Genomic DNA, 24,061 nt, shown 5'->3' with positions numbered 1-24,061 from the left:
CCCGGTGGCACCGTGACCCGGTGAGCGATCTCCACCAGAGCACGCCCGAAACCCGCCGGGACAGCAGGTCCGACAGCCGCTTCTTCGGCCAGCCCGGCGTGCTGGCCAACCTGTTCGGCGTCGAGCTGTGGGAGCGGTTCAGCTTCTACGGCATGCAGGGCATCCTGCTGATCTACCTGTACTACTCGGCTGCCGACGGCGGCCTCGGCATCGACGAGGGCGTCGCCACGGGCATCGTCGGCGCCTACGGCGGTGCGGTCTACCTCTCGACGATCCTGGGCGCCTGGCTCGCCGACCGGTTGATCGGCCCCGAGCGGACGCTGTTCTACTCCGCGGTCTGCGTGATGGCCGGTCACGTCGCCCTCGCCCTGGTGCCCGGGCTCGGCGGCGTGGGAATCGGGCTGGTGCTGATCGCCCTCGGCTCCGGCGGCGTGAAGGCCAACGCCACCTCCCTGGTCGGCTCGCTCTACGACGAGCACGACACCCGCCGGGACGCGGGCTTCTCGCTCTTCTACATGGGCATCAACATCGGTGCCCTCCTCGGCCCGCTGCTGACCGGCCTGCTGCAGAAGGAGGCCGGCTTCCACTGGGGCTTCGGCGCCGCGGCGGTCGGCATGGCGCTCGGCCTGGTGCAGTACGCCCTCTCCCGCAAGAACCTGCCGGAGGAGACGCACCACGTCGCCAACCCGCTGCCGGTGGACAAGCGCGTGGCGTACGTCCTGTTGGGCCTCGCCGCGCTGTTCCTGGTCGGCGTGCTCGCCTGGGTGGGGGTGATCACCCTCGATCGGCTGGCCAACATCGTCATCGGCATCAGCCTGCTTGCCGCGATCGGCTACTTCGCGCTGATCCTCTCCGACAAGGACGTGCAGGGCGCCGAGCGCAGCCGCATCTTCGCCTTCATGCCGCTGTTCGTCTGCAACGTGGTGTTCTGGTCGCTCTACCAGCAGCAGTTCACCGTCGTCACCCTTTACGCCGACAAGCGGCTCGACCGCGACCTGTTCGGCTGGGAGATGCCGGTGTCGTGGGTCAACAGCATCAACCCCGTCTTCATCATCGTGCTGGCCGGTGTCTTCGCCGCCGTGTGGACCAAGCTCGGTGACCGCCAGCCGGCGACCCCGTTGAAGTTCGGCGCGGGCACGGCCCTGATGGGCGTGGCGTTCTTCTGCTTCCTGCCGATGCCGAGCGGTGAGAACAGCGCGCCGCTGCTCGGACTGGTCGGCATCCTCCTGGTCTTCACCCTGGTCGAGCTGCTCATCTCGCCGGTGGGCCTGAGCGCCACGACCAAGCTGGCCCCGAAGAAGTACACGACACAGATGGTCGCGCTCTACTTCCTCTCCATCGCCCTCGGCACGGCGCTCGCGGGCACGCTCGCCGGCTACTACGACGAGGCCGCGGAGACGCCGTTCTTCCTCTGGGTCGGTCTTGCCTCGGTCGTCACCGGTGTCGTGGTGATGCTCGCGTCGAAGCCGATCCACAAGCTCATGGCGGGCGTCGACTGAGCGCTGGCATGCTGCTCGGGTGATCGAGGCGCTCGGATGGGGAGCCCTGGCCGCCAGCTCGCTGGTGGTCGGCGCCGTCCTCGCGCTCGTACGCACGTGGTCACCGCTCGTCGTCGGGCTGGTGCTGGGCTTCGGTGCCGGCGCCCTGATCGCCAGCGTCTCGTTCGAGCTGGCCGAGGAGGGCCTGCGGATCGGCAGCGGGTACGCCGTCGCCGGCGGCCTGGCGCTCGGAGGGCTGACGTACTTCACCGCCGACCGGCTGGTCGAGTGGTGGGGCGGGCGCTCGGGCGGCTCGTCGGCCGGCGCTCCGCTGGCGGTGGGGGCGTTCCTCGACGGCATCCCGGAGCAGGCGGTGCTGGGCATCGGGATCGCGTCGGGTGGGAGCGTGAGCGCCGCGCTGGTGGTAGCGATCTTCGCCTCCAACCTGCCCGAGGCGATCGGCTCGGCCGCCGACATGCGGTCGGCCGGTCGCTCGCGACGCTCGGTGCTCGGCCTGTGGTCGGTGGTCGCGGCGTGCTGCGCTCTGGCGACGGTCGCCGGCACGGCCGTCGCCGACGCGGTGTCCAGCGACGCGCAGGCGTTCGTCGACGGCTTCGCCGCCGGGGCGCTGCTCACGATGTTGATCGACTCGATGGTGCCCGAGGCCAAGGACAAGGCGAGGGACTGGGCGGGCCTGGCCACCGTCGCCGGCTTCGCGCTCGCCGCGGGCCTGTCGCTGCTGACCTGAGGTCCGCCCGCCGACAGTGGAGCCAGCGGCCGGACCTAGCGGCCGCGCGCTCCACTGTCCGGCTCAATAACCGCCGTCGGGCGGGACCATCTCGCCGCGCACCCCGAGCAGCCGGACCGGGCGGTCGTCGCCGAGGGCGAGGTAGAGCTCGAAGGCGGTCTGCGCGATCACGTCGACGTCGTACGTCGCCTCGGCGAGCTTGCGGACCTTCGTGAAGGTGAAGAACGGCGCGAACCGGATCTTGAGGTGCACCCGCTGCACCGCCCGCGCCTCCTTGCGTACGTCGTCGACGACCCGCGCGGCGAGCTCGCGCAGCGCGGCGCGTACGTCGTCGGGCGTGGTGAGGTCGGCCTGGTAGGTCGTCTCGCGGCCGTGGGCACGCGCCACCCACGGGGTGTCGTCGGGGCGGGAGCGGCCACCGCCGCGACCGAGACGCCCGAGGTGGGGACCGTTGGTCGGTCCGAACGCGGCGACGAGCGCCTCCTCCTCGGCGCCGGCGAGGTCGGCGACGGTGCGGATGCCGATCGCCTCCAGACGTGCGCCGATCTTCGTCCCGACGCCCCACAGCGCCGTCGTCGGACGGTGGCCCATGACCTCCATCCAGTTGTCCCGCGTCAGCTCGAAGACGCCCTGGGGCTTGCCGAAGTCGGTGGCGATCTTGGCCCGGACCAGCGTGTCGCCGATGCCGACCGAGCAGTGCAGCGCGGTCGCCTCGAGCACCGCCGCCTGCACCTGCCGGGCGGCGGCGACCGGGTCGTCGGTCTCGACGCCGACGAACGCCTCGTCCCAGCCCAGCACCTCGACCACGGCGCCCGGCGTCGCCCGCAGCGTCTCCATCACCCGCGCCGACGCCTCCTCGTAGACCGGGAAGTCGACCGGCAGGAACACCGCGTCCGGGGAGCGCCGCTTGGCGAGCTTCAGCGCCAGCCCGCTGCGTACGCCGTGCGCGCGGGCCTCGTAGGACGCCGTCGACACCACCGCCCGCTCGGTCGGGTCGCCCCGGCCGCCCACCACGACCGGCAGCCCGACCAGCTCAGGCCGGCGCAGCAGCTCGACCGCGACCAGGAACTGGTCCATGTCGACGTGGAGCACCCAGTGCTGCGGCATCCGCCCATTCTGGCCCGGGGTTCCGACAGCCGACGGCCTTGCGCGGGCGAGATCGCGCGGAAGACCCTGACAACTTCAGCGATCCCCGGCCAGCCGGCGGTTCCTGAACATGCTGCCCCGGGCACGGCCTGACAACTTCGGGAATCCCCGGCCAGCAGGCTGTTCCGGGCCGGGGGTGTGGCGGCGGAGCGGCGATCTGCCGCCACCCCTGGGGAGGATCGCGCGGGTACGCCGTCGGCGTACGGTCGCAACCATGACGAGCGACAACCCCACCGGGCCCGACCCCTACGCCGAGCACCCGGAGGAGTCCGCGTTCCCCGGCGCGGGGGAGCGGGTCAGCGACGCCGACCGGCAGCGGGCGCTCGACGCCGAGCCCGCGGGCAACGCCTCCGTCGGCGACACGGTCGACACCGACCAGCTCGACTCGAGCGCCCACGAGGAGGGCGCCGGTTCGGAGGAGGTCGCCGAGCAGGTCGACGACGGCCAGCTGGCGGACTGACGCTAGAGCGCCTCGGCCAGCCCCTCAAGCAGCCGGTCCACGTCGGAGTCGTCGTTGTAGGCGGCCAGCCCGATCCGGAGCCCTGAGTCCACCGAGAGGCCGAGGGCGCGGAAGGTCTCGTGGGCGTAGAACGTGCCGGCCGGCACGAGCACGTCACGTTTGGCGAGGTGCTCGAACACGTCGAGCGGCGAGCGGTCACGCAGCGTCAGGAAGAGCGTCGAGGTCCGGTCCGCGGCGCGTGAGTGCAGGGTGAGGGCGTCGCCGATGGACGCGAGCCCCGCCTCGATCCGCTCCCGCAGCCGCAGCTCGTGGGCGGCGATCGAGGAAGCGGCCGACACCAGCCGAGACCGCCGGGTGTCGCCCGACCCGAGCGAGGCGATCAGGTCGACGGCCGCGGTGACGCCGGCGAGCAGCTCGTACGGCAGCGTGCCGAGCTCGAAGCGCTCGGGCACCACGTCGGTCGACGGCAGCAGCTTGTCCGGGCGCAGGGTCTCGAGCAGCGCGGGGTCCGCGACCAGCGAGCCGCAGTGCGGCCCGAAGAACTTGTAGGCCGAGCACACCAGGAAGTCCGCGCCCATCGCGGTGATGTCGGGCGCCGCGTGCGCGGTGTGGTGCACCGCGTCGACGTGGACGAGCGCGCCGACCTCGTGCGCCCGCGCCGCGACGGTGACGACCGGGGGCCGGGTACCGAGCAGGTTCGAGGCAGCCGTCAGCGCCACCAGGCGTGTCCGCGAGGTGATCTCGTCGAGCGAGGAGAGGTCGAGCTCGCCGGTCGCCGGATCGAGGCGCAGCCACCGCACCGTCACGCCGGCCCGCTCGGCGGCCTGGATCCACGGCCGCACGTTGGAGTCGTGGTCGAGCTCGCAGAGGACGATCTCGTCGCCGGGCGACCACGTGCGCGCCAGCGTGCGGGAGACGTCGTACGTCAACGCGGTGGCGCTGCGGCCGTGGACCACCCCGCCGGGGTCGCCGCCGACCAGGTCCGCGACGGCGGAACGGAAGCCGGCGACCGCGTCGTTGGCGTTGCGCTGGCTGACCAGTGCCGAGCCGCGCTGCGACAGCGGACCGGTGAGGGTGCGTGCGATCGCGTCACCGACCACCTGTGGCGTCTGGGTGCCGCCGGGGTTGTCGAAGTGGGCGATCCCGGAGGCGAGCGAGGGGAAGCCGGCGCGGAAGGCCGCCACATCAAAGGCATGAGCGTCGAACGACATGCCTCGCACGCTAGACGGTATGAGTGACCCGTTCGCGGTGAAGGGGTTGCGGGCCGGGGCCTCACTCACAAATGGTCGTGGGTTACCGAGTAGGGCTGGCCTGCTCGGCCTATCCAACAGTTGTGGGAGGCCCCGGTGTTCTACGAGCGTTGGGCTCGACGTGCACGCACGATCTGTCGCGGCAGCGGCGATCGATGGCGTCACGGGCGAGCTGGTCCAGACGAAGCTGACCCCGTCGTATGAGCACGTCCGGTCGTGGATCGAAGGCCTGCCGGGTCCGGTCGCGGTGACCTATGAGGCCGGGCCGACCGGGTTCGGGCTGCATCGTCACCTGGCTGCTGCGGGGGTCCGGTGTGTGGTCGCGGCACCGTCGAAGTTGCAGAAGCCCTTCGGGGGATCGGGTGAAGACCGACGCCAAGGACGCGGTTCACCTGGCCCGGCTGCTGCGACTCGACGAGGTCACCGCGGTCGCGATCCCTTCAGCGGACCAGGAGGCCGCCCGTGACCTGGTCCGCGCGCGGGAGGACTGCCGAGGCGATCTGATGCGGGCTCGGCACCGGTTGTCGAAGCTGCTGCTGCGCCACGGGATCGTCTACTACGACGGTGACGCGTGGACCGGGAAGCACGATGCGTGGCTGCGCCACGAGGCGCTGCCGCAGCTGAGCGGTCGGCCGACCCGGTTGGCGTTCGACTCCGACTACGACACGGTGCTGGTCACCAAAGCGCGTCGCGACCGGCTCGATGACGCGATCGGTGAGATGGCCGCCAGCTCCGAGTTCACGCCACTGGTGCGGCGGCTGGGGTGCCTGCGCGGGGTGAGCACCCTGACCGGGTTCGCCCTGGCGGTCGAGATCGGCGACTGGCACCGGTTCACCGGCAACACCATCGGCTCCTTCGTGGGCCTGGTGCCCAGCGAGCACTCCTCCGGCACCTCGCGGGTGCAGGGGTCGATCACCAAGACCGGCAACACCCATGTGCGGCGGCTCCTGGTCGAGGCCGCGTGGCACCACCGCTCCCGTTACCGGGTCGGGAAGACCATGCGCGATCGGTGGGACCTGGCCCCTGCCGCCGCGCGGGCCCGTGGTGACGAGGGCAACCGCCGACTGCACCAGCGGTGGGTGAGGTTCATCGAGCGCAGCAAGAAGCCCACCATCGCCAACGTCGCGATCGCCCGTGAGCTGGCCGGCTGGTGCTGGTCCCTGGCAGTTCTCGAGGAGTAGCCGACCACGATCTGCTCCGTCGTCCACCGGGCTGGTGGCAGCGCGTGGAGCGACCCGCGAAACAACTATGAGCAACGGACATCTCGTCCGTGACGCTCGCTGCTAGACACGCGGTCCCGCTCCTGCCGAAAGCACCGTCCTGCGGTACCCAACCCGCGCATATCAGTCTGACCGCGCGTCGCCAACGACACGCTCGCCAGCACCCACGACGACGAAGCACGAGGCGCCCGCCCCGAACACCGGGACGGGCGCCTCACCCTGCCTCTTGACAGGAGGTCACTCCATATCAGTTGGCGATGTGCACGACCGCGTCACCGGAGTTCACGAGGGGCGCCTCGGTGCGCCCGATCACGATGCCGTCGCGGTTGGAGTAGACCGCGCGGAGGGTCTTGCCGAAGGAGTCGAAGAGGGTGCCGAGGCGTTCGCCGTCGCTGACCTTCTGCCCGAGGTGCGCGTCCAGGTGCAGGATGCCGGTGCGGCGGGCGCGCACCCAGCCGCTCGAGCGGCATTCCAGGCTCGGCTCGACGGGCGGCTCGACGATCGCCTCGGTCATGCCGAGCGCGGCCAGCACGCGGCGTACGCCGATCACGCCGGCCTCGACGGCGTAGTCGTCGAAGCGGAGGTTCTCGCCGGCCTCGTAGAGCAGCACCTTGGCCCCGTGCTCGCCGGCGGCGTGGCGCAGCGAGCCGTCGCGGATGCGGGCGTGCAGCATCACCGGCGCGCCGAACGCGGCGGCCAGCTCGGCCGTACGCGGGTCGTCGAGGTCGGCGCGCACCTGCGGGAGGTTGCTGCGACGGTCGGACCCGGTGTGCAGGTCGATGCCGACCTCGCAGCCGGCCACGATCTCGCGCATGAAGAGGTGGGCGATGCGGCCGGCGAGCGAGCCGCGCGCAGAGCCTGGGAACGACCGGTTGAGGTCGCGGCGGTCGGGCAGGTAGCGGTCGCCGGTCATGAAGCCGAGCACGTTGACGATCGGCACTGCGACGAGCGTGCCGCGGAACGTCTTGGGGTCGAGGCCGGCCATCACCTGGCGGACCACCTCGACGCCGGCCACCTCGTCGCCGTGGATCGCGGCGTCGATCCAGACGCGCGGGCCGTCCTCGCGGCCGTGGACCACCCGCACGGGCAGCGTGACGTCGGCGCCGGTGACGAGCCGGGTGATCGGCAGCTCGAGCGCGCGCACCGTCCCGGCGCGGATCCGCACGCCGCCGATGGCGAAGGACTCGCGCGCCACTAGGCAGCTCTCCGGTCGGCAGCGATCACGACGTCAGGGTAGTGCGCGCACAGGCCCGTCCCGACCACCTCCCGGGGGGAACGGAGGGGCCGGGGCGGGCGGATCGCGGGGTCAGCTGTTCTGCGTCGCCGAGTCCGTGGCGGACCCCGAGTCGTCGGAGTCCAGGTCGCTGTCGGGTACGCCGTCGCCGTCGAAGTCGGGCGACTGGCCGGTCGTGCCGCCCGGGGCCTGGCCCAGGTCGCCGGGCGGGGCGCCCATGTCACCGGAGCCGCCCGGACCGCCGGGACCACCGGGGTAGCCGCGCTGACCCCAGTCGTCGGTCGTCTGCGTGGTCGTCGTGTCCGCCGCGCCGTCGTCGCCGACGGCGTACCCGGCCCCGAACCCGACGCCGCCGATCGCGAGTCCGGCCGCGACGGCGCCCGCGGCCACGGCCTTCCGGCCGGAGGGGAGGCGGTCGCGCCAGGTGCGGCGGGCGGGGGCGGGGGGCGGTGCGGGCGCGTCGCCGGCGGGAGGCGGGGTGGGGAGGGAGTGCTCGGTCATGTCGGTTCCTTCGTGGGGAGCAGGAGGTGGGAGTGGTGCGGTCGGGGGGTGTCAGCCCATCGGGCCGCCGTGGCCGCCGGCGGGCGCTTCGCCGGCGGCCACGGACGTGGAGGTGCCGTCGACGGTGACGGTGTAGGTCGCGCCCTGCTCGACGTCGGCGGACGAGAAGACGACGGAGGCGGCGTCCTTCGCGAGGGTGTACGTCGCCACCTCGGCGCCGTCGGCGTCGCTGATCACGACCTCCGCACCGGACGCGGCCGTCGTGCCGAGCGCGGTGGCGATCCAGCCCTGGGCCGAGTCGGTGGACGGGGCGACCATCATTCCGGCGCTGCCGGTGGCCAGCAGCGTGCCGCCGCTGATGTCGAACGTGCCGTTGACGTCGAGGGCGCCGTTGCCGTCCGTGGTCGGGCCGTGGACGGCGATGTCGCCGCCGGTGATGACGGCGTCACCGTTGGAGTCGAGGCCGTCACCGCTGGCCCACACCTCGAGGGTGCCGCCGTTGACGACGAGGTGGACCGAGTCGTCGGCCGCCACCGCGCCGCCGGGCTGCCCGTCGGTGGCCGTGCTGTCGTCGGACGACGCGGCGTTGACCCCGTCGTCGGCCGAGTGCAGCTCGAGGTCGCCGCCGTCGATCACGATGAGCGAACCCTCGAGCGCCTCGGTGGACCCGGCGACGTCGACGGTGCCGCCGCTGACGAGCACCTGCACGCCCTTGATGCCGTCGTCCTGCGAGGTGACGGTGAGCTTGCCGCCCTCGATCAGCACGAAGCCGGCGCCGGCGTCCTCGGTGTTGACGGACTTGAACGCGTCGCCGACGGCGTCGACGGTGACCGTCCCGTCGGAGAGGACGAGGTAGTCCTTGCCGAGGATGCCGTCGTCGACGGACGTCACGTCGATCGTGCCGCCGGTGATGACCAGGCCGTCCTTGCCGACGATGCCGTTGTTGCTGTTGCCGGTCACCGTCAGCGACCCGGTGCCGCCGATGGTCAGGTCGGCCGTGGAGTAGAGCGTGCCGGTCGGCGCGTCCTCCGACGTGTCGGCGTACGTCGCAGCGTCGGCGAGCGCGTTGCTGCTGCCGTCGGCGAGCACGACGACGACCGACTCCGCGTCCACGACGTCGATCGCCGCGGTCGTCTCGGAGGTGATCGTCGCGTCGTCAAGGACGAGGCGTACGACGCCGTCACCGGGGCTGTCGACGACGACCTGGCCGGTGAGGTCGCCGGAGAGGACGTACGTCCCGGCAGCGGAGATGGTGACCGTGCCGTCCGCGACCGTGACCGCATCGTCGTCGGACTCGGCACCCGAGCCGGACAGCGTGATCGTGGTGGCGTCGGCCTCGTCGTACGCGGTGTCACCGGTCTCCACCTCGACGTCGTCGTCGAGCACGTCCTCCACGCTGGTGTCCGCGGTGACGGTGGCGGCGGAGCTCGTCGTGGTGCTCGGCGAGGTGGAGGCGGTGCCGTCGGTGCCGGCCACGGACGCGCCGCACCCCGCGAGGAGGACGGCGGCCAGGGTCCCGGCCACGGCCTGGCGGAGGGGGAGGAGTCGCATGGAGTGCGGCCTTTCGTGGAGGTCGGATGCCCCGATGGTGTGCGCCGCACCTGTCCGCGCCGTGGGCTGACCTTGTGCGTCCCCTGTGAGCCGCAACGTCGGTCGAGGAAGGCGCCCTGGCGCCTGTCACGAGACCCGGTCACCCCACGGAGCAACTTCTCGGGGTGTGCCTGCGTCTACCGTCTGACCGCCCCGACCGAAGGAACCGCATGCGCCCCCTCCTGCCCGCCGGACTCGCCACCGGAGTCCTTGCCGCCACGCTGCTCACCGCGCCGACCGCGCAGGCAGCCGGTGAGACCTGCCACGGGCAGCCGGCGACGATCGTCGGCTCCTACCTGCAGCGAGACCTGGTCGGAACCCCCGGAGCAGACGTGGTGGTGACCAACGGCGCCACCCAGATCGACACCCGCGGCGGCGACGACCTGGTGTGCGTGACCGAGTCCGCGGGTCGCTTCCCAGAGCTCGACCTCGTGACCGGTGCAGGTGACGACGTGGTGGACGCCTCGGCCTCGCGAGGACCGATGGCGGCCACGCTCGGCGCGGGCAGCGACACCTACACCGGCTCCGCCCGGGGCGGTGACTGGGTCGTCGCGGGCGACGCAGGAGTCGACACGGAGCCGGACACGATCCGCACGGGCGCCGGCGAGCTCGTCGACTCCGTCGTGTCCGGATCCCCGGGGGTGCCCAACGGCGACGTGGTCGTGGTCGAGGCGGGTGGCACCGTCTACTGGTCCGGTCCGATGACCGAGGGTGCCCGCCTCGACGCGACCGCGGCGCCCGGCAGCACGCTGGTCCCCGACCTGGGCACGGGGCACGCGGTGGTCGACGCCACCGCCGGCACGCTGACGACGGACGGCTTCGTCACGCTGCGGTGGACGGGCTTCGACAACTTCAGCTTCGCCGGCACCGAGGCGCCGCGCGCGTTCCGGTTCGACGGCAGCGACCGCGCCGAGTCGATCTACACGTCCTTCTCGGATCCCGGTCGGCAGCGCTTCTTCCTCGGCGGTGGCGACGACACCCTGCTCTCCCCGGACGGTGCGGGCGGGTCGAAGAGCTGGTACGTCGGCGGGGACGGCAACGACCACGTCGACCTGTGGGCCGGCCCTCGGCTCTCCCTCGACATGGCCTCCGGGAAGATGCGGATGCGGCAGGGCGGGAAGACCGTGAAGGGCCGGTTCGTCGAGTTCGAGACGTCCCGCCTGGGCGCGAAGAAGCTGCAGCTGCGTGGCACGAAGAAGGCCGACGAGATCCGTTTCTACGCCTGCCAGGCGACCGTGCGGGGCCGCGCCGGCAAGGACGACATCGCCTCGGCGCGTACCGGTGAGGACGGCTACCTGCTCGACTGCGACTCCCGGAAGTCGCAGATCAAGGTCTACGGCGACGGCGGCCGGGACACCATCCGCGGCAGCCGTGGCAGGGACCTGCTGGTCGGCGGCCCGGGCCGCGACACGATCAACGGCAACGCCAACCGCGACCGGTGCAGCGGTGAGAAGCTGAAGAGCTGCGAGATCAAGCTCCGCTGAGCAGGGGCCCCGGCGCCGCACGTGCGGCGGGTCTGGCCCCTGGATCACCGTTTCGAGGGCCACGACCGCCGCACGTGCGCACAGATGTCCGCAATGTCGCCCTCGATCCGCGCCGCCGAGGGCAACTCCTCGGACACGTGTGGATGCGCGGGCTACTTGCCCCAGTTCTTCCGCCGGACGGCCCGCCGCGGTCGCCCGCCGGCGTACGACACCGAGGAGTCGACGAGGAACCCGCGCTCGAGCGCCTCGCGGCCGATGAGCATCCGGAAGCCCATCTCGTCGCGGTTGCTCAGCGTCATCACCGTCGTGATGGTGCGACCGGCGAGTGTCACGTCGAGCGCGACGGCGTACCTCTTCTCGACCTGGCCGTTGCTCGAGCGCACCTCGCGCATGTCGAGCACCGGCAGGCTGAGCTCGACGTGGTCCTCGTCGGAGCGTTGCCACGGGTGGATCGAGAAGCGCACCCACTCCTGGCCGTCCTGCTGGTGGGCCTCGAGGTCGAAGGCGTGGATCGAGGACGACTTCGCGCCGGTGTCGATCTTGGCCTTCACCCACGCCACGTCGGCCTGCGGCAGCGCCACCCACTCGCGCCAGCCGACGACGACCTTGGCGTCGTCGACCTCGCCCGGGCCGGGCGACAGGGGGGCGGAGTCCACCGGGCCATCTTGGCAGGTGGGGCCTCTGGGGCAGGTGGTTGGATGACTGACCATGAAGCTCGCCATCCTGTCCCGGGCCCCGCGGTCCTACAGCACGCAGCGGCTCCGCACCGCCGCCGTGGACCGCGGTCACGACGTCAAGGTGCTCAACACGCTGCGCTTCGGCATCGACCTCTCGGGAGAGGAACCCGACCTGCTGTTCCGCGGCAAGCAGCTGTCGTCGTACGACGCCGTGCTGCCGCGCATCGGCAACTCGATCACCTACTTCGGCACCGCCGTCGTGCGGCAGTTCGAGCAGATGGACGTCTACACGCCCAACACGAGCTATGGCATCGCCAACAGCCGCGACAAGCTGCGCGCGACGCAGATCCTGTCGCGCCACAAGATCCCGATGCCGGCCACGACGTTCGTGCGCGACCGCGCCGACGTGATCCCGGCGATCGAGCGGGTCGGCGGCGCGCCGGTCGTGATCAAGCTGCTCGAGGGCACCCAGGGCATCGGCGTCATCCTCGCTCCGACCATCAAGGTCGCCGAGGCCATCATCGAGACGCTGCAGAGCACCCGGCAGAACGTGCTGATCCAGAGCTTCGTCAAGGAGAGCAAGGGCCGCGACATCCGGGCCCTCGTCGTCGGCGACCGCGTGGTCGCGGCGATGCGGCGCGTCGCGCAGGGCGACGAGTTCCGGTCCAACGTGCACCGCGGCGGCAGCGTCGAGCCGGTCGAGCTCGACGAGGAGTTCGAGCGCGTGGCCGTGCGGTCCGCGCAGATCATGGGCCTGCGCGTCGCCGGCGTCGACATGCTCGAGGGCCGCAAGGGCCCGCAGGTGATGGAGGTGAACTCCTCACCCGGCCTCGAGGGCATCGAGACCGCGACCAAGCTCGACGTGGCCGGCGCGATCGTCGACTACATGGCCAACCAGGTCGCCTTCCCCGACATCGACGTACGCCAGCGGCTGACTGTCTCGACCGGCTACGGCGTCGCCGAGATCGTCGTCCACGCCGGCTCCGACATGGTCGGCAAGAAGCTCGGCGACTCCGGCCTCGACGACCGCGACATCACGGTCCTCACCCTCCACCGCGGACCCCACGTCATCCCCAACCCGCGCAACAAGACCGTGCTCGAGGGCGAGGACCGCCTCCTCTGCTTCGGCAAGCTCGAGGAGATGCGCTCGATGATCCCTGACCGCAAGCAGAAGCGGGTCCGGCGGTTGATGAAGAAGCACCTGCCGCCGGAGAGCAACTGACCCAAACGTTGCGTCCAGCAGGTTCCGCTGTGATCTGCGCGCGCTGCTGCAATGCACCCAGAATGACCCTCGATGGGTGAGCTGCAGGCTGATGCACTGATTGTGCCGGGCCATCTGAGTGGCGACAGTTGCGTCTGGCTGATGCCGGAGCCTTTGAGCGAGGGCCCTTTCCCGGGGACTCCAACTGAAGTTACGCTCCCCCCGCGCGCACCGTACCGAGCTGTCGCGGCAAGCGACCCGTCGAAAGAAGGTAAGCATTGGACTACAACTCGGTCCTTGCCGATGCATTGTCGCGCGTTCGAGCGAACCAGTCCCCCGCGCTGATTGTCCCCGAGATTCCGTTTCGAAGCAAACCAACGAGTGACGTTCAGATCAGACGATTTCCAGTTGAGATCTGCGAATTCACGTGGCTCAAGGAACTGTCCCTGCCGGGTCAGGCAATTGACGAGTTGCCTCCGGAGATCGGACAACTCAAGAATCTCGATGCCCTGTATCTTCAGGGCAACAGGATCGAGCGTCTACCGGACTCATTCAGTGACCTAACCGGCCTGCGCTTCGCCAACCTGACATCGAATCAACTTCGGAGCCTGCCCGACGGTCTGGGCGCCCTCTCAAACCTCAACACACTTGCTGTCGCGGGAAATAGGATAACGAGCCTTCCGCCAGATATAGACGAACGCGTCTTCAGATGCCTCTCTGGACTCGATAAGAACCCCCTCGAGGACTCTCTTCGTCCTATCCTCGAAAGCGGCTCGGGCGCGGTGGTCGCCTACTTGCGGAGCCTTTCTGCAGGAACTGCTCAGTATGAGGCAAAGTTGGTGATCGTCGGTGAGGGCGATGTCGGCAAGTCGTCTCTCTTGGGCGCTCTGCAGGGGGTTCCCTTCGTTGAGAATCGACCAACAACGCATGGCATCGAGATCCAGGCTCTTCGGCTGCAACATCCAGCGGTCGAAGACAGAGTGATTACACTCAACTGCTGGGATTTTGGCGGGCAGGAAGTGTATCGCATCTCCCATCAATTCTTCTTTAGCAAACGATCTCTTTACGTGGTCGTGTGGAACACTCGTCAGGGCCATGAGGCGAATGGGGTAGAGGGTTGGCTGACGCGTCTGCGACTCCGGATCGGGGATGACGCACGGATCTTGGTGGTCGCCACCCACGCCGATCTGCGGCGAGCAGAAATCGACTTTCCGTCACTGCAGCGCTCTTTCGGCGACGTGCTCGTCGGTCACATGGAGGTCGATAGTCGAAGCGGACGCGGGTTGGCGGAACTGAAGGTCTGTTTGGCCGAGGAGGCGGCGCAGCTTCCGCAGATGGGCTCCTTGCTCTCTACGCACTGGATTAACGTCCGTGAACATCTCTCACGTCTTGAAGAGTCCTTCATTTCCTACGAGCGATATGAAGAGATCTGCGCGGACAACGACTTGGATGGCGCGGAAGCGTCTGCACTTTCGGCGTTGCTGCATGACCTGGGCGCGATCATTCACTACGCAGAGGACGACGGACTCCGTGACTTCGTCGTCCTGCAGCCTGAGTGGCTTACGAAAGCGATCGGGTTCGTGTTGGAAGATGAGCAGACGCGCGAGAATGGTGGGGTACTCGAGCACCGCTGGCTCGCTGAGATTTGGGGGTCTCGGAATGATCTGAACTATCCCAAAGTGCTGTATCCATACTTCCTCCGGCTGATGGAAAAATTCGATGTCTCCTATCGCCTTATCGATGAGGAGTCGAGTCTCGTCGCCCAGTTGGTGCCACATGAGAGACCAGCCCTCTCTGCGGTTACTGGGAGCACTACTTCCGCAACCGGGGCCCCCCTGCGCCAGCTAGCGCTGCAGTGCAAGATGGATGAGGAAGCGCCCGGACTTGTATCGTGGCTGACCGTGCGAAACCATCGGTTTTCGATCGGTCGACATTGGCGTCGAGGTGTGGAACTTGAGTACCGACAGTACGAGTCGCGCGCCATACTGGAGCTTTCTGATTCGCGCACACTCAAACTTACTGTGACTGCGCCCTCTCCTGATTTCTTCTTCGCAATTCTGCGCGATGGCATCGAAGACCTGCTGCGAAGGAGATGGCCGGGTCTTGAGTTCGACTTCTTCATTCCTTGTTCATCAACCAAGGATTGTGCGGGCTTCTTTGCACTTCAGCTTGTCCAGAGGTACCGCGAGAAGGGTCGAACGTCGATTGACTGTCCAGAGTGTCTTGAGTCTCAAGACGTGGGTCAGTTGCTGACCGCATTCAGTCCAGCTCGCGAGGACGAACTAGTTCTGCTCCAGGCGATACGTGCTGGCCAAGAGAACATGAGGGATCAACTCTCACAGATTGAGTCTTATGCGGCGCGGGCGGCCAATCAGACTCGGGCACTGCTCCGGGCGGCATCCGTCGAGGTAACCGACTGTCCGCGGCTCTTCACTGTGGAGTATGCGGACGGCCGGCTTGGTTGGGCGAAGAAGAGCATTGCGCTGCACCTGTGGTGTGAGGCGACGGGAGAGGAGCACTCGCTCGCGACGGGTCCGTACCGGATTGACGACTGGCAGGAATGGGTGCGGAAGGCCGCTCGGTATACTGTGCTAGTCGGTCGAGTTCTATCGCTGTTTGTGCCCGTTGCTACGACGGGCATTGCCGACCTCGTATCAAGCGAGGACGCTGAGTTGATAAATCGCCACCTGGATCTTGCCAAGGACATCGGTGGCGGCACTTCAGAACTGGCCAAACTAGTTGCGGGTGACGATCCGAGAGTCGATCAAGGACTGCAGCTCGCTGATGCAGTCGCCCTCCGCGGCTTCCGAGAGTTGCTGTTCTCGGTAGATCCGCAGCGACAGTTCGGCGGGCTCCGCCGTGTAACTACGCCCGACGGTCACTTGCTTTGGCTGTGTAGCGAGCACGCGTGGACCTATGACCCTGGGTTGCCGTCCGTTTGAGTCGACATCAGGGGCGGTTCTCTTGACGAGACCGAACAGGCTGGTCGACGGGTACAGTCTCTTAGGAGATCGCCGTGGTTCGCTGGGATCGCATGCAGGCTGGGTACCTTGATTCGGAGCCTCCATTCGCGAGCCCTGCCGCCGACACCTGCGTGCTGTCGCCGCTTGGGCCCCGACGCTTTCACGCCGTCAACGGGCGCTGCGGTTTCCACGCCGAGAGTTGGCTCGAGTTGTAGGCCGAACTACGTCGGACCGCAACGGGCTCAGGTCTACCGATCGCACCGCCATCCCGCACTGCGGGCCTTTCAAGACTGATCGCGACACTATGAATCGAGGGGCGGATCGACCACCAGGGCCGATCCGATCGAGCCGCGGGCTTGAGCCGTACGGGCCTCAGTTCCAGCCTTCACGATGGTGCCATCGTGCGTGTCGATGAGGATGTAGCTGATCGCGGACTCTGCCAGGCTCGAGACCTTGTCCTTGAACCACAAGGCACGATCACTCGTGGTCTGCTGTACCTGCCCACCTTCGGACTTCACCAGCAGTGCGTGGGTGAAGCCACGAGGATCCGCCGCCGGGCTTGCGTGGAGTTGCTCGTACAACGAGGCAGCGGCGACGAGGGATCGCTTTGCGCCTGCCGGTACGGAGCGGAGGCTGGCGCTCAACGTGTCGATCGCGGAGATCGCGGCGTCGATGATGGTGGCCCTCGTCGCAACGTTCTGCGCCAGCAGATCAGCTTTCCCAGCCGCCACCTTGAGGGCACTGAGCTCGGCAAGTAGCTCCTCGGTCTGTTGCTCGCGAGGGAGCTTGTCGTACTTCTCCTGCTTCAACCCCAGGGCTGTCTTCTGGTCCAGTGCAGCCTTGTCGGCGGCCGTCTTCGCGATCCCGATCTCGGCCTTGCGGTCGGCGAGCTGAAGCCGCTTCGCCGCCAAGTCTGAGATCCAGGCGAACGCCTGCCCGTCGGGAGACACTCGGAAGTCGTCGTGGACGAACTTCGGCCCTGGGGCATCTTTCGCGAGCTTCATCGCGCTGCCGACGACAGCCGCCGCGGCCGCGAGGTCGTTCTTCTCGGTCGGGACGACGGACATGCTCCGGTGGGCGCTCAGCAGCGAGAGAACGCCGGGGATCGCGCTGGCAACGGCTGCGCCCGCCGCGGCCGCCGCGCTCGCGACCTCCAGGTGTGCGGATTCGTCTGGCGCATCTACGGCTCCGAGGGCCAGCACGCTTCCTGCGTGGTGAAGAGTCGCATCGACTGCAGACTTCAGTTCACGGTAGGTCGCACTGTGGGTCGCGAGGTCCGGATCGCTGGTGACAAGGACGCAGGCGTCCGGTGGCAGTGGCGTGAGGTTCTTGGCCACCGCGGCTGCGGCCGAGTGCATGGCGGTGTACGCAAGGATCGTGGCGACGAGCACCTTGTCGTCGGGCGTCTTCAGCTCACCCCGATCAACCGACGAGAGATCTGGGATCAAGCCTTTCCACTGCGCCTGCCGGGCCTCGGCTGCGCTCGTCGCGATCTCGGCTTCCTTGGCAGACGCTTCAGCCGCCGCCTTGCGTGCAAGTGCCTCCTGCTCCTCCACCTTCGCTGTGTCCAGGCGGAGTTGCAGAGCCTCGTCGAGCACGTGCTCTGGTTGGTTCGATGACATCAGTCCCATCCCCCGTAGCCGTGAGAGCGAATGCCGGTAGTTTTCGACGGGGCCAATGCGCGGAAACGAAATGCAATGAAAAATCACCGCAAATCGGGTAAAGCCTTGAGGTCGCCGCCGCTGGGTCCACGCCTCCCGGGTAGGGCGGGACTGCAGCCCCGCTCCCCTTGTCGCCTGCGGGGCGGGATCGGCCGGTGTCAGCGGACGTCGGCGTACCAGGTGTCCTGGATGCTCTGGCGCATGAGGGCCCGCTGCATGGCCTGGATGGCGATGCCGCCGAGGGCGAGCACCAGGAAGAGCAGGGACCAGCCGAAGCTGTCCGAGACGCGGTCGACGAAGTCGCCCCTGCTGAAGTCGGCGGAGTTCAGTGAGCCCACCAGCAGCATCAGGCCGCCCGTCACGCCGACAGCGCCGGCGATGGAACCGATGATGACCAGCACCATCATCGGCACGTTCGTGAAGACCGCCAGCAGGCCGAGGACGAGGCCGACGGCCGTGCCCATCAGGACGGCCACCCAGTTCCAGGAGATCCCGAGGGCGACGATCAGGCCCGAGCCGATCGCGAAGCCGGCCGCGCCCATCGCAAGGACGACGGCGACGTAGTAGTAGAGGTAGGCCAGGATCGCGAAGACCAGTGCGAGCACGAGGCCGAGCACCCAGCCGAGCACGGTGCCGAGGAAGCGCTCGTCGGCGAAGCTGGCCACGAGGCCGGCGCCGGCGGCGAAGCCGGCGAAGAAGCCCCAGATGGGGATCATGAGTCGCAGCACGGCCTGGCCGGCGACGAGCATGGCGCCCCCGGCGAGGATCGCGAGGACGCCCAGGATGATGTCCGCCATTCCCGCAATGTAGGGCTCGGGGAGCGTGCCAGCAATGGATGGCTAGAGCAGTCTGTCCCGGGGGTCGCCGGATGCCACGTTCGCGCGCGACACTGGGGAGATCGCGGTCCGGGGACGGAGGGTCGATGGCATCGAGCTCGCCAGCATCAGACGAAGCTCTCCTCGAGGAGCTCCGGCGACACCGCGCGGAGCTGCGCGAGTCGATGAGCGCTCTGGAGGGTGCGCTGGCCGCGCCGGCCGTCAGCGACCTGGAACGTTGGGTCCAACGTGTCCACGTCGCCGCGGTGGAGCTCGCCGGCGACTTCCGTGAGCACGTGGACATCACCGAGGCTCCCGACGGTCTCCATCGCGAAGTCCTCGAGGCCTCACCACGGTTGTCCGGAGCGGTCGCCACCCTCACCAGCGAGCACGCGCTGATCCGAGGTCAGGTCGACAGCCTCCTGTCCCGCGTCACGCTCTCGGGCGGCTTCGGCGACGTCGACCGGGTCCGCGACCTGGGTACGGCGCTGCTGGGCAGGCTCGTCCGGCACCGCCAGCGAGGGTCCGACCTCGTCTTCGAGGCGTACGAGTTCGACATCGGCGGCGAGACCTGACCGGGCCCGTCATCGGGTGTCGGCGAGATCCGCGAGCCAGGACCGGATGACCGACTCGAGTCGGTCATCGGCCGGCGGCCACTCGCTGAACACCTGGCGCCCCAGGTTGCCGATCGTCGTGGCTGGCACCTGCTCCCACGCTCCTGCCCTCAGCATCGGCTGGTTCTGGTGGAGGAACTGCGGGTGCGGGTCGGTCGCCACCTCCCACGTCGCGTCCGGGGCGGCGCTCGTGACGATGTCGATCACGTAGGAGATCAGGCCGTCGAGGAGCCGGAGGGAACCCTCGTCCAGTCGCTCGTGCTCCCCGAGCCCCAGCCTCGACCAGGACGGCTGCTGTCCGGACGGCCCGAGCCGGAGCCGCTCCTTCATCCAGACCCACAACGGTCCGAGGCTCTCGACCGATCGGTCCAGCTCCACAGCATCGCCCACGGCGAGCTCGAGATGCCGCAAGGCGGCGGGCCGCTCCTCGAGGAACTCCTCGAGGGCGGCGGCCGCCTGCTGCTCGGTCAGGTGTGCGTACGGGGTCATGGGAGGCGAACAACGTACGAGATCCCGTTCTCGTCGAGGTCCGGAATCACAGGGTCGGCACCCATCGGCCCTGAGTCCATCACCGAAGCCGGCGCCAGGTGGCTCGCCCGCACTGCCCTAACGTGGCGGCATGAAGGCTTTGGTCCTGGAAAACATCCACCCGACGGCCGTGGACGTCCTGCGGTCCCGTGGCTACGAGGTCGAGCTGCGCTCGGGCGCGCTGCGTGAGGACGAGCTGCTCGCGTCGCTCGACGGCGTACAGCTGCTGGGGATCCGGTCCAACACGACGGTGACCGAGCGGGTCCTGGACGCGGCTCCCGACCTGGAGGCGATCGGCTGCTTCTGCATCGGCACCAACCAGGTCGACCTCGGCGCGGCTGCGGAGCGGGGCATCGGTGTGTTCAACGCGCCGTACTCCAACACCCGGAGCGTGGTCGAGCTGGTGATCGGCGAGATCATCGCGCTGGCCCGGCGGCTGCCGGAGAAGACCCAGCGGATGCACGACGGCGTGTGGGACAAGTCGGCGCGGGGCAGCCACGAGGTGCGCGGCCGGACGATCGGGATCGTGGGCTACGGCAACATCGGCACCCAGCTGTCCAACGTCGCCGAGGCGCTCGGGATGCGGGTGGTCTTCTACGACAAGGCGGACCGTCCGGCCCACGGCAACGCGCGCCGGATGGCGTCGCTCGCCGAGCTGCTCGAGACCGCCGACGTGGTCAGCCTCCACGTCGACGGCCGGCCCGGCAATGCGGGCCTCTTCGGACCGGAGGAGTTCGCCGCGATGAAGCCGCGAGCCCTCTTCATCAACGCCTCGCGCGGCATGGTGGTCGACTACGACTCGCTGCGCAGCCACGTCCTGTCCGGGCACATCGCGGGCGCGGCGGTCGACGTCTTCCCCGTCGAGCCGAAGGCCCAGGGTGACGAGTTCGTGTCCGTGCTGCGTGGCCTCGACAACGTCATCCTGACGCCCCACGTCGGCGGCTCGACCCAGGAGGCGCAGGAGGAGATCGGGCGGTTCGTGGCGGAGAAGCTCGCCGGGTTCGCCCAGCAGGGGAGCACCGCGCTGTCGGTCAACCTCCCGCAGGTCCTCACGCCCGCGCTGACCGGTGAGCACCGGCTGGGCCTCCTCCACCACAACGTCCCCGGCGTGCTCGCCCGGCTCAACGCCGTCTTCGCCGAGGCCGGTGACAACGTGATCGGTCAGCACCTGGCGACCAGGGACCACCTCGGGTACGTCGTCACGGATGCGTCGGAGCCCCTCTCCGCCGAGACCATCGAGGAGCTGCGGCGCTCCGAGCACTGCGTGTGGGTGCGCACCTGGTGATGCCCGGCTGCACCGTCATCGCTCGCCGTTCCTGACCGCACCTCTCGGGTCACGACTCCAGGAGGACGAGGCTGATCGCGGCTGCGGCGAAGACCGAGGTCGTCACGATGACCAGCCACTCGATCCCCTCCAGCCACGTTCCGCGCAACGGCTCGACCAGCGGCTGCACCGCCATGATCGCGAGGCCGGCGCACACGAGGGTGATGGCGGCGAGGACGACGACGAACGTCCCCGCTCCTGTCTCGTCTGCGGCCAGCGACACGAGGGCGAGGAGCTCCGCGACGACCACGAAGCAGACCGCGACGATCGCCGCGCCGACGCCCCACGCCGGCATGCGGCGTTGCTCTCCTCCCGAGCGCCGGGACTCGGGACCGAAGCCGGAGGTCGCGAGGGCAGCAGCGACGACGAGGGTCGGGATCACGACCACGGCCGCCTGGTAGAACCGGATGTCGATCACGGCTGCTCCTGGGACGAGGGCTTCCACCCATGATGGCAGGCCCCGGGTCGGCGACGACTTCGTCGAGTGACCGTCCACGCCGGAGGACCAACGGCCCTAGGGGCCCGGCTCGCGCGGGTGCTAGACCCGGAGGTGGGGAGCGAGGAGGGCCGCCATGACATCCGCTCGTACGTCCCGTCGGGGCAGGGCGACGCTGCCGCCGCGCTGGTTCGTCGTCGCGTTCTGGCACGCCCACCGCGCGCTCGTACGCACCACCCGGGGCCGGGTCGGGCTGTGGCGCCCGAAGCCGAACGGCTGGGGAGCACTCTGGCTCACCACCACGGGCAGACGCTCCGGCCAACCGCGGCAGGTCCTGGTCGGCTACCTCGAGGACGGCGACAACCTCGTCACGATGGCGATGAACGGCTGGGGCCCGCCCGAGCCCGCCTGGTGGCTCAACCTGCAGGCCCGTCCCGACGCCACCGTCCAGACCAGGGACGGCACCCGAGCCGTGCGTGCCCGCCCAGCGCACGGACCCGAGCGCGAACGGCTGTGGGCGCGCTGGTCGGAGATCGACAAGGACCTCGACGCGTACGCCGCCCGCCGTCCGACCGAGACCGCGGTGGTCGTGCTCGAGCCCCGGGATCCGGTGATCCCGGCCGCTTGACCTCCTCAGAGTGGTAGGAACGCCTGGTGGCGGCGGATCGGTACGACGAGCTCATGGCACGGCATGCCGCTCTGACGCGCGAGATCCAGGAGCGAATGCGACGGCACCACGAGGAGATGCTGCCGCTCCTCAGCAGCGCCTCCCAAGGGTTCGGGACCCACACCGACGGCATCCGACTGGCAGGGGACGGCTCGCTGGACGCGACCCTGGAGCTCCACGACGTCCACGGCCGTACCTCGACCGTGGTGCTGCGGGCGGACCCCCTGGGCGAGGTCGCGGAGCACGGAGCCGGAGCGAGGGCCGAGAACAAGGTGAGCCGTGAGCCGGGGACTCGCGACGAGACCACTGAGCGGCTCGGCATCATCACGGCGCTGGCGAACGAGCACCTGCCGGTCGCCGCCGCGCAGGACTTCCTCGCACTGGTGCGGCCGGCGCTCCGCCTCGAGCACGCGGGCGACGGGGACCCGGTGGTCGCCCAGCTCGGCGGCCTGCCGAGCCTGCCGATCAACTCATGGCCGGTGTGGGACGGTCACGGCCCGCTGAGTCACGTCCTCACCTTCGAGTGCGAGCCCGTCACGACGATGCTGCCGGAGCTCGGTCTCCCCACCACCGGCCGCCTCGCGTTCTTCTACTTCGACGGCGCCTTCGACGACTTCGCCAGTCCGGTCGGCACCTGGGACCCGACGACGCGCCCCGGGTTCCGGGTGATGCACGTCCACCCCGAACGAGCTGCAGCGCACGACCGCATGCATCTGGCAACGCCGGCCCCGCCCGGCCTCACGCCCTTCCCCGCTGTCGCGATGACAACGGTAAGGACCATGTCCTGGCCGGGGAGCGAGTCGCCGGCCGCCGAGTCGATCTGGGCCAAGGCCGGGCTCGTGGGGCCCCGGCCAGGCGTTGCTGCCCCGTCCGTGGTGGCGCTCTACGACGCTCTCCACGAGCTTCCCCACGGTGGCTATGACACCCACCAGATCGGGGGGCACGCCTGCCCGCAGCAGAATGCGGTGGAGATGGAGGTCGAGCAGCTGCGCCGCGGACTCACCGGTGAGCCCTTCGAGTGGAGCGACCCTGCTGTGCAGGCCGTGGCCAGCGGCTGGCAGCTCGTGGTGCAGGTGGCCTCCGACGACGCCGCCGACATGATGTGGGGCGACGTCGGCCAGCTCTACTTCCTTGCCCGCAGCCCGGGTGAGCCGGAGGACGCACTGCTCACCATGCAGTGCGGATAGGCGGCACCGGGAGTCGCTGGGTCAGGCCTTGCAGGGCGCCGCTGCACGCCGCAGGGGGTGCCCGGCTGAGGGGTGACGTTGTCCTCTGGAGGAGGCGCGCGGGCGCAGGCACCCTGCTCGTGTGAGCCCCCGGCACCCTCTCCCCGCGCCAGGCATCGAGCGGGCCAGCACCGCGGACCGTGCCTTCCTCGCCATGGAGGGCGGCGGCCGCGCCGAGCAGATCGGGGTGGCGCTGGTGCTCGAGCCGGGCCCGGACGGCCCGGACGTCGCGTCGCTGACCCGCCTGGTCGGGGAGCGGCTGACGGCGGTCCCGCGGCTGCGGCAGCGCCTGGTGCCCCACGCCCTGGGGCTGCGGCGGACCGATCTGGGTCGACGACGCGCACTTCGACGTACGCCGACACGTGCGCCACGTGGCGTGCCCGCCGGCGGGGGACGAGCAGGCCTTCCTCGACACCGTCGTGTCCGTGGTCGCCGAGCCCGTGCCGGCGCAGGCGCCGCTGTGGTCGGCCGCAGTCGTCACGGGCCGCGCGGACGGTGCGACGAGTCTGGTCGTGGTGCTCCACCACGTCCTCGCCGACGGGGTCGGGGGCCTGGCCGTGCTCGCCGCCCTCGTCGATCCCGGCGCGCCCGCTCCAGCGCAGCCGTTCCCGCGCGAGCGCCCGACGGCCCGCGAGCCTCGCCCTCGACGCCTGGCGCACGCACGTGCGGTCGCTGGGCCGCGGGCGGTGGTGGCTGCGGCAGGTACGCCGTTCCTTCGCCGCCGCCGGCGGTCTCGCACCGCCGCGCGCGGCGGCGCCGTGCTCGCTGCTGCAGCCGACCGGCGCCCGGCGCGCGATCGGGGTGGTGGCCGTCGACGGCCGAGCCCTGCGGGACGCCG

Annotated in this window: 21 protein-coding genes and 2 pseudogenes; 13 read left to right on the top strand and 10 right to left on the bottom strand. The window is 69.6% G+C overall.

Going from position 1 to position 24,061, the window contains the following annotated elements; all coding sequences use genetic code 11:
* Positions 1-20 precede the first annotated feature (20 nt).
* Positions 21-1,499, top strand: a complete 1,479-nt coding sequence (locus ACNKF0_RS21880) for a peptide MFS transporter (RefSeq protein ID WP_416954865.1) — start codon at positions 21-23, stop codon at positions 1,497-1,499.
* A 19-nt stretch (positions 1,500-1,518) separates the two neighbouring features.
* On the top strand, positions 1,519-2,226 hold the full coding sequence (locus ACNKF0_RS21875) for a ZIP family metal transporter (protein WP_416954864.1): 708 nt from the start codon (positions 1,519-1,521) through the stop codon (positions 2,224-2,226).
* Positions 2,227-2,289: 63 nt separating this feature from the next.
* Here the strand turns inward: ACNKF0_RS21875 and ACNKF0_RS21870 are convergent, their stop codons facing one another.
* Complete coding sequence (locus ACNKF0_RS21870) at positions 2,290-3,333, bottom strand: DNA polymerase IV (protein WP_416954863.1); 1,044 nt, start codon at positions 3,331-3,333, stop codon at positions 2,290-2,292.
* A 253-nt stretch (positions 3,334-3,586) separates the two neighbouring features.
* Here ACNKF0_RS21870 and ACNKF0_RS21865 point away from each other — a divergent pair, with 253 nt between their 5' ends.
* Positions 3,587-3,832, top strand: a complete 246-nt coding sequence (locus tag ACNKF0_RS21865) for a hypothetical protein (RefSeq protein WP_416954862.1) — start codon at positions 3,587-3,589, stop codon at positions 3,830-3,832.
* Between the two features lie 2 nt (positions 3,833-3,834).
* Here the strand turns inward: ACNKF0_RS21865 and ACNKF0_RS21860 are convergent, their stop codons facing one another.
* Positions 3,835-5,043: a cysteine desulfurase-like protein gene (locus tag ACNKF0_RS21860; RefSeq protein ID WP_416954861.1), complete on the bottom strand. Its 1,209-nt coding sequence runs from the start codon at positions 5,041-5,043 to the stop codon at positions 3,835-3,837.
* A gap of 401 nt (positions 5,044-5,444) precedes the next feature.
* Here ACNKF0_RS21860 and ACNKF0_RS21855 point away from each other — a divergent pair, with 401 nt between their 5' ends.
* On the top strand, positions 5,445-6,263 hold the full coding sequence (locus ACNKF0_RS21855) for an IS110 family transposase (RefSeq protein WP_416954860.1): 819 nt from the start codon (positions 5,445-5,447) through the stop codon (positions 6,261-6,263).
* 286 nt (positions 6,264-6,549) lie between these two features.
* Here ACNKF0_RS21855 and ACNKF0_RS21850 read toward each other — a convergent pair whose 3' ends face one another.
* The 3 genes from ACNKF0_RS21850 to ACNKF0_RS21840 all read right to left on the bottom strand — a co-directional run bounded on the left by ACNKF0_RS21850 (position 6,550) and on the right by ACNKF0_RS21840 (position 9,588).
* Positions 6,550-7,497 (bottom strand): succinylglutamate desuccinylase/aspartoacylase family protein, encoded by a 948-nt coding sequence (locus tag ACNKF0_RS21850; RefSeq protein WP_416954859.1) that lies wholly within the window; start codon positions 7,495-7,497, stop codon positions 6,550-6,552.
* A 111-nt stretch (positions 7,498-7,608) separates the two neighbouring features.
* On the bottom strand, positions 7,609-8,037 hold the full coding sequence (locus ACNKF0_RS21845; RefSeq protein ID WP_416954858.1) for a hypothetical protein: 429 nt from the start codon (positions 8,035-8,037) through the stop codon (positions 7,609-7,611).
* A gap of 51 nt (positions 8,038-8,088) precedes the next feature.
* Positions 8,089-9,588: a carbohydrate-binding domain-containing protein gene (locus ACNKF0_RS21840; protein WP_416954857.1), complete on the bottom strand. Its 1,500-nt coding sequence runs from the start codon at positions 9,586-9,588 to the stop codon at positions 8,089-8,091.
* 209 nt (positions 9,589-9,797) lie between these two features.
* Between ACNKF0_RS21840 and ACNKF0_RS21835 the strand changes: the two genes are divergently transcribed.
* A complete protein-coding gene (locus ACNKF0_RS21835) occupies positions 9,798-11,111 on the top strand; it encodes a hypothetical protein (RefSeq protein ID WP_416954856.1) in 1,314 nt (437 codons plus the stop codon).
* 152 nt (positions 11,112-11,263) lie between these two features.
* Here the strand turns inward: ACNKF0_RS21835 and ACNKF0_RS21830 are convergent, their stop codons facing one another.
* The gene (locus ACNKF0_RS21830) at positions 11,264-11,767 is read right to left on the bottom strand and encodes an ATP-dependent zinc protease (protein ID WP_416954854.1); all 504 of its coding nucleotides are present in this window, start codon (positions 11,765-11,767) and stop codon (positions 11,264-11,266) included.
* 52 nt (positions 11,768-11,819) lie between these two features.
* Between ACNKF0_RS21830 and ACNKF0_RS21825 the strand changes: the two are divergent.
* The 3 genes and pseudogenes from ACNKF0_RS21825 to ACNKF0_RS21815 all read left to right on the top strand — a co-directional run.
* Positions 11,820-12,677 (top strand): annotated as a pseudogene (locus ACNKF0_RS21825) (ATP-grasp domain-containing protein); the annotation flags it as partial.
* Positions 12,675-13,010 (top strand): cation:proton antiporter regulatory subunit, encoded by a 336-nt coding sequence (locus ACNKF0_RS21820; RefSeq protein WP_366916463.1) that lies wholly within the window; start codon positions 12,675-12,677, stop codon positions 13,008-13,010. The pseudogene ACNKF0_RS21825 and the gene ACNKF0_RS21820, both read left to right, overlap by 3 nt.
* A gap of 257 nt (positions 13,011-13,267) precedes the next feature.
* On the top strand, positions 13,268-15,931 hold the full coding sequence (locus tag ACNKF0_RS21815; RefSeq protein WP_416954853.1) for a COR domain-containing protein: 2,664 nt from the start codon (positions 13,268-13,270) through the stop codon (positions 15,929-15,931).
* Between the two features lie 323 nt (positions 15,932-16,254).
* On the opposite strand, the gene ACNKF0_RS21810 is transcribed toward ACNKF0_RS21815, so the two are convergent.
* Both ACNKF0_RS21810 and ACNKF0_RS21805 read right to left on the bottom strand, forming a co-directional pair.
* Positions 16,255-17,574, bottom strand: a complete 1,320-nt coding sequence (locus tag ACNKF0_RS21810) for a hypothetical protein (RefSeq protein ID WP_416954852.1) — start codon at positions 17,572-17,574, stop codon at positions 16,255-16,257.
* Between the two features lie 197 nt (positions 17,575-17,771).
* Positions 17,772-18,410 carry a hypothetical protein gene (locus ACNKF0_RS21805; protein ID WP_416954851.1) on the bottom strand — a complete coding sequence of 213 codons (639 nt, stop codon included), beginning with the start codon at positions 18,408-18,410 and terminating at the stop codon, positions 17,772-17,774.
* 203 nt (positions 18,411-18,613) lie between these two features.
* Here ACNKF0_RS21805 and ACNKF0_RS21800 point away from each other — a divergent pair, with 203 nt between their 5' ends.
* Complete coding sequence (locus ACNKF0_RS21800) at positions 18,614-19,003, top strand: hypothetical protein (protein ID WP_416954849.1); 390 nt, start codon at positions 18,614-18,616, stop codon at positions 19,001-19,003.
* A 9-nt stretch (positions 19,004-19,012) separates the two neighbouring features.
* Here ACNKF0_RS21800 and ACNKF0_RS21795 read toward each other — a convergent pair whose 3' ends face one another.
* Positions 19,013-19,531: a hypothetical protein gene (locus ACNKF0_RS21795; protein WP_416954848.1), complete on the bottom strand. Its 519-nt coding sequence runs from the start codon at positions 19,529-19,531 to the stop codon at positions 19,013-19,015.
* A 130-nt stretch (positions 19,532-19,661) separates the two neighbouring features.
* Between ACNKF0_RS21795 and serA the strand changes: the two genes are divergently transcribed.
* Complete coding sequence (serA, locus tag ACNKF0_RS21790; RefSeq protein ID WP_416954847.1) at positions 19,662-20,855, top strand: phosphoglycerate dehydrogenase; 1,194 nt, start codon at positions 19,662-19,664, stop codon at positions 20,853-20,855.
* A 49-nt stretch (positions 20,856-20,904) separates the two neighbouring features.
* On the opposite strand, the gene ACNKF0_RS21785 is transcribed toward serA, so the two are convergent.
* Complete coding sequence (locus ACNKF0_RS21785; RefSeq protein WP_416954846.1) at positions 20,905-21,312, bottom strand: hypothetical protein; 408 nt, start codon at positions 21,310-21,312, stop codon at positions 20,905-20,907.
* A gap of 154 nt (positions 21,313-21,466) precedes the next feature.
* Between ACNKF0_RS21785 and ACNKF0_RS21780 the strand changes: the two genes are divergently transcribed.
* The 3 genes and pseudogenes from ACNKF0_RS21780 to ACNKF0_RS21770 form a co-directional block, all read left to right on the top strand.
* Positions 21,467-21,958 carry a nitroreductase/quinone reductase family protein gene (locus ACNKF0_RS21780; protein ID WP_416954845.1) on the top strand — a complete coding sequence of 164 codons (492 nt, stop codon included), beginning with the start codon at positions 21,467-21,469 and terminating at the stop codon, positions 21,956-21,958.
* A 26-nt stretch (positions 21,959-21,984) separates the two neighbouring features.
* Complete coding sequence (locus ACNKF0_RS21775) at positions 21,985-23,184, top strand: YwqG family protein (protein ID WP_416954843.1); 1,200 nt, start codon at positions 21,985-21,987, stop codon at positions 23,182-23,184.
* A 362-nt stretch (positions 23,185-23,546) separates the two neighbouring features.
* A pseudogene (locus ACNKF0_RS21770) lies at positions 23,547-24,023 on the top strand (wax ester/triacylglycerol synthase domain-containing protein); the annotation flags it as partial.
* Positions 24,024-24,061: the final 38 nt, after the last annotated feature.

It is taken from the genome of Nocardioides sp. T5 (genome assembly GCF_048161455.1).
Lineage (GTDB): Bacteria > Actinomycetota > Actinomycetes > Propionibacteriales > Nocardioidaceae > Nocardioides.
Note: the sequence above shows the minus strand (reverse complement) of the source record. Positions and strands in the feature narration are given on the sequence as shown.